The following is an 11581-nucleotide window of genomic DNA, read 5'->3' as shown; positions in this document are numbered from 1 at the left end:
ATCAGCGAACCTTGAATTGCTTGGCCTTGTCCGCCGTCAGAGCGGCACGATCGACCTGTGGAACGCCTACCGGGTTACCGATCTGGCAATATTTCAGGCCCATTTGCAACGCGACGCTGCGCGGCAGATCAAGCGACTGCCAGATTGCCTTGATCGACCCTGCAGTCGCGGCTGGTGGTTTGGCGGCAATCGTTGCGGCGAGCTCGTTTGCACGCGGCCACAATTCTTCGAGCGTAACGATTTCGCTGACAAGTCCGATGCGCATAGCCGTGCCTGCACCGATGCGTTCATCATTGCCCAGCAGCACCATCCGCAACACATCCTGCAACGGCAGCTTGTAAGTCATGCCGATCGGCTCCAGCGCCGATGTCATGCCGTAAGTGACATGCGGGTCGAAGAACGTCGCGTCCTCGGAACAGATGACGATATCAGCCTCGTTGATCCAGTAGAACGCGCCGCCTGCCGCCATGCCGTGTACGGCGCAGATCACCGGCTTCCAGCAGTTCATCGATTTGGGGCCGAGGTAGTTGCCCGGATCCTCGCAATGCCAGATGTTGGCCAGATCGACGACCGTACCGCCCGCCTCCTGCGATGCCTTGACATCGACGCCGGTGGAAAACGCCCGGCCAGGTGCCGCGCGCAGCACGCAGCAATGCACGTCGTCATTCGCCGCGATGGATTTCCAAAGATGCTCGAACTCGTCCATCATCTGGCGAGTGAAGCTGTTCATCGCCTGCGGGCGGTTAATCGTGATCGTGGCAATATGGTCGACAATGTCGACGATGATCGTTTCGTATGGCATCCCTTGCTCCTGCCACTCGGCCTATCGTAGTTGACCTGGTTATACAAGTGGCTATAACCGGCTCATTCGAGAGAGGATAGCAGGCACGATGAACTTTGACCTGTCTGACGAGCAGAAAATGCTCGCGGAACAAGCACGCGGGCTCCTCGCCGAGCGTAGCCCTTTTGACCATCTGCGCAAGCTGATCGACGCTTGTGCCGAATGGGACCAGGCGTTGTGGCATGAGCTTGGGGAGATGGGCTTTCTGGGCGTCACCATTGCGGAGTCGCATGGCGGCCTGGGCCTGGGCGAGCTTGATCTTGGCGTGATTGCTCAGGAACTTGGCCGCGCCAATGCGGCCGTGCCGTTCTTTTCGTCCATCGTGCTGTGCGCCGATGCGATCCAGCTTGCCGGAAGCGAAGCGCAAAAGGCCAAATGGTTGCCTCTTCTGGCTTCAGGCGAGGTGGTCGGCACTTTTGCCTATGCAGAAGGCCCCGGCCCGGCGCTGGCGACGGGCACAACATTTTCGTCCGCTGGCGTAAACGGAACCAAGACCCCCGTCGCCGATGCCGGGATCGCCAGTATTGCCGTCGTGCTCACCGCGTCGGGACTGGTTCTGATCGAGCTTGACCAGCCCGGTGTCACGCGCACGAAGCTGGAAAGCTTCGACCAGTTGCGCGCGCACTACAGCCTCAGCTTCACCAATGCGGCTGCCGAAATGCTCCCCGGCAAAACATCGGCAGCAACGTTACTGGACCGCGCCGCCGTGCAGGCCGCGTTCGAGGCAACTGGCGCTGCCGAGGCCTGTCTGCACATGGCGCGCGATTATGCGCTGTCACGGCAGATCTTCGGCCGTCCGCTCGCATCGTACCAAGCAATCAAGCACAAGCTGGCTGACCTGGCAATGTTGGTCGAGCTGTCGCGATCCAACGCCTATTTCGCCGGCTGGGCTGTCGAGCAATCGCCTGATCAGCTCCCTGCTGCCGCCGCTGCAGCGCGACTATCCGCCATTGCGGCCTTCGAGACGGGCGCACGCGAGAATCTGCAGGTCCACGGTGGTATCGGCTATACATTCGAGGCGAACTGCCACTTTTTCTACCGGCGCGAACGCGTGCTGAGTGTTCACGTCGGCAACCGCGAATACTGGGCCGACAGGCTGATTGCGCATCTGCCCGGCACACAGGCAGAGGCAGCATAATGGATTTCAACGACACCCCACAGGAAGCGACCTTTCGCGCCGAAGCGAAGGCATGGCTCGCCTCCAATGCGCCCAGCCACGTCGTGCCATCAGGCGTCATGCTTGACGATGCTGAGGAAGTATCACGCGGCAAGGCATGGCAGCGCGCGTTGTACGATGGCGGCTATGCTGGCATCACACTGCCAACAGCGCTCGGAGGCCGAGGTGGATCAATCATAGAAGCGGTCGTGTTTGCTGAAGAAGAGGCACGCTACAATTTACCCAAGGGCCCGTATATTGCTATCGGCCTTGGCATGGCCATTGCGGTCATTGCGCGCCACGGCACCGACCAGCAGCGAGCGCGCTTTGTCGAACCAACGCTCAGAGGCGATCTCACCTGGTGCCAGCTTTTTTCCGAACCTGCCGCCGGCTCCGACCTTGCGGCGCTGCGTACAAAGGCAGTGGCATACGACGGCGACTGGGTGGTCAACGGCCAGAAGGTCTGGTCGAGCTGGGCGCATCGCAGCGACTGGGGCATTCTCGTCGCGCGGACCGACCCCAAGCTTCCGAAGCACAAGGGACTGACCTTTTTCGTCGTTGATATGAAATCGCCTGGCATCGACATCCGTCCGATCCGCCAGATATCGGGTGCAAGCGACTTCAACGAGACTTTCCTTACCGATGTACGCATTCCCGATGCGAACCGAGTCGGCGCGCCGGGAGAGGGATGGGCGTGCTGCATGACGGTGCTGATGGGCGAGCGGTTGGGAAGCGGCAGTGAGAAATCGACTGTCGGCCCGCTGATCGACTATGCGCTCGCAACACCGGGCCATGCAGGCGGAACTGCCCTGGAAAGCGGCGGCATCAGGCTGGCGCTGGCCCAGGCGCTGGCGGAGGAACAGGGCAGCCGCTACTTCGAGGCTCGGTTGCGCACCATGGTAAGCCGCGGCGAGAACCCGGGCGCGCTCGCAGGAATGGTCAAGCTTGCTTATGCCTCGCGTCTCCAGAAGACCAGCGGGCTTGCGATGGAGTTGCGCGGTCTCGATGCCATCGCGCCCGCGCCGCAGGACGCCGCAACCCGGGAGGTGCAGCACGATTACATCTGGTCGACCGTTATGCGCATCGCAGGCGGGGCTGACGAAGTGCTGAAGAACCAGATCGCCGAGCGGGTACTGGGCATGCCGGGTGATGTTCGCATGGACAAAGACGTTCCCTTCGACCAGTTGAGGTAGTCCCCGTCGATCTGGTTCAACGACGCTGCCCCCGATCGGCCGAATTTGTCCTGCGCATTATCCGAGCAGCTGGGCGACCGCTTCTGCCGCTGGCACGCCGACCTCGAGGTAATTTCGCTGCGGTCTTCAAACGTGCTCGCGCAGGACGACTATCGACACGTTCAGGAAATCCATGTCAGTCCGGCCTGGCGCTAACTGAACTTGTAGAGTTAGTTAGACACGGCCGATGCCGCCGATGCCTGCGCTTTGGCCGTTGCTGCACATCTGCAAGGACACCATCGCTTGATCATCGCTCCAAGGTATACGCAAATGGACAGTAACAACGCTGTTCAGGGGAACCGCTATTTTCCCAAGGTTGCGGTGCGAAAGGCACTGAACAGCAACCAGTCCTAGCTCGATCGCGCGCGGAGGCTTTGATTGGATTGGCCGCAACGGGCAGCTGGAGAACGATGTTCGTGTCGGTTGTCGCCCGAGCTATCGGGATATTCGATGAACGTAAACAATTGTCAGATCTGGCCAATGCCGTTCAGGATGATGTCCACGATCGTCGTCGTGAAAAGCCCTGCATTTGACATCATGCTCTCGCGCAATTGGGGCGGTGTTGAGACAATGTGATTGATAATCCCCCCGATCAGGAGATCCATAATGAGTGCGGGCTTGGCGTTAGCTGGCAATTCATCCCGGTCCAGCGCACGCCTTACAATCCGCCGCCCCTGCAGCACCATCGTTTCGCGATATGGCGCAGCAAAAGCTCCCACTTCCTTGAAGCGCCGCGCGTCAGATCTTAACTGCAAGGCCACATCGCCATAGGTTCCGGCAAAGACATCGAAACTTCTGGCGGCAAGCGCGAGCAAATCGTCCCTGATGTTTCCGGTATCGATCGTGACGACCCAATTTAGACGCTCTCGTAAGGCAGCTTCAAGCAGGGATTCGCGAGACTTCCAGCGCCGATAGAGAGCATCCTTGCTGACACTGGCACCGCGCGCAACCGCATCAAGGTTGAACCCCTGCCATCCCATCTGACCATAAAGCCGCAACGCTGCGTCCATGATCCTGGCTTCGATGGCGGGATTCCTCGGCCTCCCGCGGCCAGGTCGCTCATCGGGCTGATCGACGTTCATTGTCACTTGTATAACCATCTCGAATCATATACCGACGATAACTGTCTGGTAATTCCAGAATCAGAGATAGCAGGGGAGTGGCGGCGTGACCATAATCAGTGCTGACGAACGAGCAGCAATGCGCGAGAGCTTCAGACGGCTCCTCGCCGAGAAGTGCGCGGAAACCGATATCCGGCGTGTAATGGCGTCACCGGGCGGTCACGATGCCGATCTTTGGCAGGCGATGGCAAACCTTGGTATCGTGTCGCTGCTGGTACCCGAGGAATTTGACGGTATCGGCGCCGGGGCCGTCGAAATGGAGGAAATCATGGAGGAGGCTGGCGCTGCCTTGCTTGCTGGTCCGCTGCTCCCGAGCGCATTCATTGCGGCAAGCCTTGTCAGCCTGTCAGACGATGCCGACGCCAAGGCGCGACTTCTCCCCGCCATTGCTTCAGGGCAAACCATTGCGACCGTCGCCTTTACCGGAGATACTGGGACCTGGAGCCTAACCGACATCAGCGTCACTGCGCGGCCACAGGGCAACGTTTGGGTGCTTGAAGGTGAAGCGTCATTCCTCCTGTCTGCCAATCTGGCCGATGTCCTGCTGGTTTTCGCGCGGACACCCGACGGCGTGGGCTGCTTTGAAGTCGATCCGTCCAAGGTGCAGATCAGTCCGCTGGTGAGCTGGGACCCCTCGCTGCGGATGTCGAAAATCGCTCTCAGTGAAACCCAGGCAGTTCGCATCGCCGGTGTCGACAGCATTACGTTCGAACAATTGATCGAGATTGCTGTCGTTGCGCTGGCAGGCGAACAGGCCGGAGCCTGCCGCAGAATTTTCGACATTACCGTCGAGTATCTGAAGACGCGCGTGCAGTTCGGGCGTCCGATCGGGGGCTTTCAGGCCATCAAGCACATGGCAGCCGATCTGTTGATCGAAGTCGAATCTGCCACATCCGCAGCGCGCTCAGCCGCACTGGCTCTTGCCACCGATGCTCCAGACAAGGATGTCCTGATCAGCCTTGCAGCGTTCGCGTGCGCCGATGCGTTTTCGCAGGTCGCTGCGGCGTCAATCCAGATGCACGGCGGGATCGCCTTCACCTGGGAGCACCCCGCCCATCTCTATCTGCGCCGGGCACGTGCCGACGCACAGTTGTTTGGACAATCCGATGCGTACCGCGAGCGGTTCGTTGCAGCGATGGAGAAGGCAGCATGATGAATGATGCAAAGACGTTGGGTGACGAGGTCCGCGTTTGGCTGGCCGAGCACTGGGATGCCGAAAGCCGACGCGCCAAGTCCGGCGGATCGCTTGCCGAGTGGATGGACCAGGTCGTGGCAGCAGGATGGGCAGTCCCCAGCTGGCCTGCCGAATGGTGGGGCCGGGGTCTCGACAAGAAATCGGTCAGCTTGATTGTGAACGAGTTTCGCAAGGTAGGGGCGCCCGGTGCGGGCCAGGACCGGACCAACATCACCGCAAACAGCGTGATGCAGTTCGGCAACGATGCGCTCAAGCAGAAGATTATCCCTGAATTTCTGACCGGACGGGCGAGCCAATGCCTGTTGTATTCCGAACCGGGCGCAGGCTCCGACCTGGCAGCAGTCCGGACGCGCGCGGACCTGCAGGGAGACCACTACCTCGTGACTGGACAGAAGGTCTGGACATCAGGTGCCCAAAACGCCGATTATGGACTACTGATCGCGCGAACCGACTGGGATGTGCCCAAGCATGAAGGGTTGAGCTTCTTCATCATCGAAATGCGCCAGCCCGGCATCGAAGTCCGCCCGATAAACCAGATCACTGGCGACAGCCACTTCAACGAGGTCTTTCTCGACGGTGCTGTCGTCCCTGTCGAGAACCGCGTGGGCGACGAGGGCCAGGGTTGGAAGGTTATGCAGACCGCGCTGGCCGTTGAGCGATTGGTGATGGGCGATGGCGCCGGCGAAAGGCGCCAGGGTTCTTCCAAGAACAATGTCGTCAGCCTGATCGATATTGCCCGCGAGACCGGTAAGATCAATGATCCGGTAGCACGTCAGGAGATCGCACAGGCAATGGCCTATCGCAAGCTCAACGCTCTGAATATGCTGCGCGCCAAGCAAGAGATGGCGCAAGGTTCTGCCTCGCCTATCATGTCGCTGGGCAAGCTGGCAATGAGCCGTATCCTGCATGAAGATGCCCGCATCATGACCAAGCTGATGGGGGCTGCATCCATGCTCGACGGGCCAGAGCATTCATTGGCAGCGGACGTCAATTACCGGACGGCGAACGCCTATATGACCTCGATCGGTGGCGGAACTGATCAGATACAACGCAACATCATCGGCGAACGTGTGCTTGGGTTACCGCGCGAGACTGAAGCCGACCGCAATGTGCCCTTCAGGGAATCGCGAGCGGTGACTGGTTGAGGCCTTACCAAGAGTAGTCCTCACGGGCGCCAAGCGCGGAAGATAACAACGGCAAGCGCGCAGGCGATCACCTTGGTAGCTCCTGTTTCCATGCGCGCGAACGCGCGCTTGGACCCTGTCTGACCATCGCAATTATGGGACACTAGATGCATGACCAACGCTGATGTTGCGCCAGACAGACCTACGCCTGACGAACGGCCGTTGGCCGGGGTACGTGTACTTGAACTCGTGACCGGGCCTATGGCAGCCATCTCCAAAACGTATGTCGAGCTTGGTGCGGATGTTATAAGGCTCGAGCCACGATCGGGGGCTGACGATCGTGGCAACGGTCTGAGCATCGAAGGTGCAAGCATTGACTTTGTAACAACCAACCTCGGCAAGCGAGCGGCCATCTTTGACTGTTACGAGGCGCTGGTTGCGGATGCAGACATCATGATTGCGCCGCGCGGCGCAATCGATGCTGACAGGCTGACGGCACTGAACCCCGCTCTCGTGGTGCTATTGGTCTCCGACTTTGGCAATACGCGCCATTTTAAGGACTGGGTGGGTTCCGGCCCGGTCTTCCATGCGCTTTCCGGAGAGTTGTCTCGTTCCGGTATTCCCGGTCGGCCGCCATTGCTGCCGCCTGGCGATTTGGCGATTGCCTGCGCTGCGGTTCAAGCGGCTTATGTCACGCTGGTCGCCTATTGGCAGGCACTCATGACGGGTCGCGGCGATGTACTCGATTTTTCGGTACTCGATGGAGCCACCCAGGCGCTTGATCCCGGCTTTGGCATTGCCGGCAGCGCAAGCGCGGGTGTTCCTGCCAGCAAATTGCCGCGTGGCCGACCCGAAGCGCGTTTCATGTATCCGATCCTGCCTTGCGCCGACGGCTTTGTGCGCATTTGCGTGCTCGCACCGCGCCAGTGGCAAGGCATGTTCGAATGGATGGGGCGGCCGGAGGAATTTGCCGACCCGGCTTTCGACAAACTGCAAAACCGCTTTGCCTCGAAAACCCTGCTGCCCGCGATCAAACGTTTTTTTGCCATGAAAAGCCGTGAGCAAGTGGAGCTGGAGGCCCAACAGTTCGGCGTACCTGCGGCAGCTGTCCTCGACCTGGACGAGGCGCTCGATACAGAACAGATCAAGGCACGATGCGCCTTTGTGCCCACCGAGATCACGCCTGGCGTATTCGCGCCGGTGCCGGACGGCGTCATCGAGATCAACGGAAAGCGGATGGGAATCGCGGGGCCAGCGCCCTCCCTTCCCCAGGCAGAAATCCATTGGCGTCCGCGCAACCCTGTGACACCGGGCACTCGTTCTGGCGACCGTCCGTTCAGCGGCCTCAAGGTTCTGGATTTTGGCGTGATTGTGGTCGGCGCCGAGGGTGGACGCCTCCTCGCCGATCAAGGCGCGGATGTCATCAAGGTTGAAAGCTCGGCGTTTCCTGACGGAAGCCGCCAAAGCCGCATGCCGGGCCTCATCGCGCCCACCTTCGCCACCGGGCATCGCAATAAGCGCAGTCTCGGTATCAACATCAAGGACCCTAGCGGCAAGGCGCTGTTGCTCGATCTGATCCGGCAAAGCGATGTCCTGTTATCCAACTTCAAGGGCGGTACGCTAGAATCGCTGGGGCTCGATTATCACTCGCTCAAGGCAATTAACCCTGGCATCATCGTAGTTGACAGTTCGGCATTCGGACCAACCGGTCCTTGGTCCAAGCGCATGGGTTATGGTCCGCTTGTCCGCGCTTCGGCCGGCCTGACAATGCAGTGGCGCTATCCCGGCGAGGAAGACAGCTTTTCCGATGCCATTACCGTCTATCCCGATCACGTTGCTGGGAGGATCGGCGTTATCGGCGTCATCGCCATGCTTGTCCGACGATTGCGGACGGGGTTCGGCGGACAGGTCAGCGTCAGCCAGGCCGAAGTCATGCTGAGCCATTTGGCGACCAGAATTGCAGCCGAGGCCATCAGCCGTGCAGGCTGTACGCTGGAAGGTGATGCACCCCAGTCGGACGTCTACCCATGCGCCGGGGATGACGAATGGTGCGTAGTCACGATCCGCAATGCAACAGACCAGCAGGCTGTGGCGCGGTTGACCGGCGGGTTGTCTCTGTCGGACTGGTTGGCAAAACAAACGCCGCAAGATGCGATGGTGGCATTGCAGGCCGCTGGTGTTCCTGCCGGTGCCATGCTGCGGGTCTCACAGTTACCAAAATTCGATTACTTCGTAGAACGTGGCTTCTTTCGCACGGAGGTCCATCCCCATCTCAGTGAACCGATCACAGTAGAAGACGCGCCTGTGGTAGCCATGCATCTGCCTGCTCCCCCCGATCTCCCTGCGCCGCTGCTAGGCGAGCATACCGCGCAACTGATGCGCGAAAAACTGGGGCTCGGAAATGCGGCGATAACCAGCCTGATCGAGGCTGGGATATTGGAGCAGATCGTGGTCCTGCGGGAGGAGACATCATGAGCGAGAGCGGAACCAAAAAGGCTGTCGTCGTTGAACAACGTGGAAGCGTGTTGCTGGTTACCCTCAATCGACCTGAAGCGCGCAATGCAGTCGATCAGGCTGTTTGGGTCGGCGTCGGCAGCGCCCTGGCACAGGCGGAGCATGACATCACCATTCGGGCAGTCATCGTTACAGGGGCCGGCGATCAAAGCTTTTGCGCTGGCGCAGACCTCAAGGCCTTGGCCCGCGGAGAACGGATCGCGCCGGAGTCAAAGGAACAGATGAGTTGGGGGTTTGCGGGTATCGTGAACCACCCAATTTCAAAGCCGGTTATCGCAGCAGTGAATGGCACTGCCCTTGGTGGCGGCACCGAAATAGTGCTTGCCTGCGATCTGGTCGTTGCTGCGGACAACGCCACATTTGGATTGCCGGAGGTGAAGCGGGGCATACTTGCAGGCGCCGGCGGCGCATTTCGCCTGGTTGAGCAGTTGCCCCGCAAAATTGCGATGGAATTACTGCTGACTGGTGACACGTTCGACGCCACGCGTGCTTTGGCCTTGGGGCTGGTCAACGCCGTCGTTCCACCCGGTGATCTGATTGACACTGCGCTCAGCCTGGCGCAACGGATCGCCGCCAATGCGCCGCTTTCAGTTCAAGCCACCAAGCGAATAGCTCTTGGGATTAAGGAGGGCGCGATTGCCAACGAGGCTGCTCGCTGGGCAATGAACCAGCACGAAAGCGCCCTGGTGATGCGGTCACAGGACGCACGAGAGGGTCCGCGGGCCTTTGCCGAAAAGCGTGAGCCTCAGTGGAAGGGATGTTGATATGACTGGAGCCACCCATGATCCTGAGCGGATCCCGGTCATTGTCGGCGTCGGTCAGGTCAACGATCGCCCTAGTGACCCTCAAGCAGGACTGGACTCCTTCGGCCTGATGCTCGCGGCGCTCCGCGCTGCGGATGCCGATGCAGGTCACGGATGGCTGGCCAGCCTCAATTCGCTGGCCGTGGTCGATCAGATATCCTTCCGCAACCTCAATCCGATTGCCCCGGGCCTGGCTAAGGCTCTTGGCGCGTCGCCTGGACGTATCGAACAAACGCCGGTGGCCAGCGGCGACAGTCCGATCTTGCTGTTGAACGAGGCTGCGAACAGGATTGGTGCCGGTGAGATTAAGGTCGCAGCCATTGTCGGCGGTGAAGCGCTGAGGACTGCGGCGCAGCGTGCTGCACGGGAACAGGGCACGGCTGTTGCTGCTCAAAATGCCTCGCGCGCAGCATCCACCCGCAAGAACCCCAGTTTTCGCCAGCGTTATGGATTGACCGCGCCAGTTGATATCTATCCGCTTTACGAGAATGCCGGTCGTTCCGCGTATGGGCAAAGCCTTGCCGAAGGGCAGCGCGAATCCGCTGCGATATGGTCCCGCTTCTCCGAGGTAGCCGACCGTAACGAAGGTGCCTGGATTCACCGCCCGGTATCGATCGATACGGTCGAGACGCCGACAGCGGACAACCGGCCGATCGCTTTCCCTTATACGAAGCTGATGGTCGCAAACTCCTCGGTCAATCAGGGTGCGGGCTTTATAGTGAGCAGCCTTGCCGAGGCGCGTCGGCGCGGCGTGCCTGAGGATCGGATCGTTTATGTCGGCAATGGCGCGGCCGCCCATGAGAGTGAAGATCCGCTTGGTCGCGATCGCTATGACCGGTCATCCGGCATGGAGGTGTCAATCCGCCGCACGCTGGCGCTGAACGAGGTTACGGTTCCCGATATCGATCTGGTGGAGTTGTACAGCTGCTTCCCATGCGTGCCAAAGATGGCGCGCCGCATACTGGACTGGCCGATTGAGCGGCCCGCAACGGTGTTCGGAGGCCTCACCTTCGGCGGCGGTCCGATTGGCAATTACATGAGCCATGCAGTCGTCAGCATGGTGCAGCGGCTGCGGGGAGGGCAGCGTGTCGGGCTGCTGTTTGCCAATGGCGGCTTTGCAACCCATAACCACACCATCATCCTGGCCGGCGCACCGATAGGTGCAGCACGGTTCCCGCGGACGTTCGACTATCAGGAGGAGGCAGATGCGAACCGCGGCACTGCACCGATAGTCATCGAATCTTACTCCGGGCCTGCGACCATCGAAAGCTATACAGTGCTTTATGAACGAGACGGGTCCGTCAAACACGGGGTGATTGTCGCGCGAACTGCAGATGGCCGGCGGACATTGGCAAAGGTACCCGGAGAAGATGAGGCTACCATTGCCTATTTGATTGGCGGTAACTCGGAACCAGTCGGCAAATCAGGTGATGTGGTCGCTGATGACGACGGTAACCAGATCTGGAAGATAGCTCATTCCCAGCATGAACATTAAGGCCTGACCAATGCCTCGCGCGTTGGAACGCCCATCTGACACAAGCTGAACCGCACCGGGTTTCCCGGAGGCTGTTTGGTTTAAGTTACGCAGCCATGGG

9 protein-coding genes are annotated in these 11581 nt (G+C 60.1%); 7 read left to right on the top strand and 2 right to left on the bottom strand.

What is annotated here, in order from left to right; genetic code table 11:
- Position 1: 1 nt before the first annotated feature.
- Positions 2-802 (bottom strand): enoyl-CoA hydratase/isomerase family protein, encoded by an 801-nt coding sequence (locus tag QUV11_RS14645; RefSeq protein WP_300883635.1) that lies wholly within the window; start codon positions 800-802, stop codon positions 2-4.
- An 88-nt stretch (positions 803-890) separates the two neighbouring features.
- On the opposite strand from QUV11_RS14645, the gene QUV11_RS14640 reads away from it, so the two are divergent.
- Together QUV11_RS14640 and QUV11_RS14635 are read left to right on the top strand one after the other, a co-directional pair.
- Positions 891-1979 carry an acyl-CoA dehydrogenase family protein gene (locus QUV11_RS14640; protein ID WP_300883634.1) on the top strand — a complete coding sequence of 363 codons (1089 nt, stop codon included), beginning with the start codon at positions 891-893 and terminating at the stop codon, positions 1977-1979.
- Entirely contained in the window at positions 1979-3190 is a 1212-nt protein-coding gene (locus QUV11_RS14635; RefSeq protein ID WP_300883633.1) for an acyl-CoA dehydrogenase family protein, read from the top strand. Before QUV11_RS14640 ends, QUV11_RS14635 begins: the two co-directional genes overlap by 1 nt.
- A gap of 506 nt (positions 3191-3696) precedes the next feature.
- Here the strand turns inward: QUV11_RS14635 and QUV11_RS14630 are convergent.
- On the bottom strand, positions 3697-4311 hold the full coding sequence (locus QUV11_RS14630; RefSeq protein ID WP_300883632.1) for a TetR/AcrR family transcriptional regulator: 615 nt from the start codon (positions 4309-4311) through the stop codon (positions 3697-3699).
- Positions 4312-4396: 85 nt separating this feature from the next.
- Here QUV11_RS14630 and QUV11_RS14625 point away from each other — a divergent pair, with 85 nt between their 5' ends.
- The 5 genes from QUV11_RS14625 (at position 4397) to QUV11_RS14605 (ending at position 11481) form a co-directional block, all read left to right on the top strand.
- Entirely contained in the window at positions 4397-5503 is a 1107-nt protein-coding gene (locus QUV11_RS14625) for an acyl-CoA dehydrogenase family protein (protein WP_300883631.1), read from the top strand.
- Positions 5500-6690: an acyl-CoA dehydrogenase family protein gene (locus QUV11_RS14620; RefSeq protein WP_300883630.1), complete on the top strand. Its 1191-nt coding sequence runs from the start codon at positions 5500-5502 to the stop codon at positions 6688-6690. Before QUV11_RS14625 ends, QUV11_RS14620 begins: the two co-directional genes overlap by 4 nt.
- Positions 6691-6840: 150 nt before the next feature.
- Positions 6841-9144, top strand: a complete 2304-nt coding sequence (locus QUV11_RS14615) for a CoA transferase (RefSeq protein WP_300883629.1) — start codon at positions 6841-6843, stop codon at positions 9142-9144.
- Positions 9141-9947, top strand: a complete 807-nt coding sequence (locus QUV11_RS14610) for a crotonase/enoyl-CoA hydratase family protein (RefSeq protein ID WP_300883628.1) — start codon at positions 9141-9143, stop codon at positions 9945-9947. The genes QUV11_RS14615 and QUV11_RS14610 overlap by 4 nt, the downstream gene beginning before the upstream one ends.
- Before the next feature lies 1 nt (position 9948).
- Positions 9949-11481 (top strand): acetyl-CoA acetyltransferase, encoded by a 1533-nt coding sequence (locus tag QUV11_RS14605; RefSeq protein WP_300883627.1) that lies wholly within the window; start codon positions 9949-9951, stop codon positions 11479-11481.
- Positions 11482-11581: the final 100 nt, after the last annotated feature.

The organism is Blastomonas sp., from assembly GCF_030373265.1.
Classification (GTDB): domain Bacteria; phylum Pseudomonadota; class Alphaproteobacteria; order Sphingomonadales; family Sphingomonadaceae; genus Blastomonas.
This window is presented reverse-complemented; position numbering and strand designations above follow the sequence as displayed.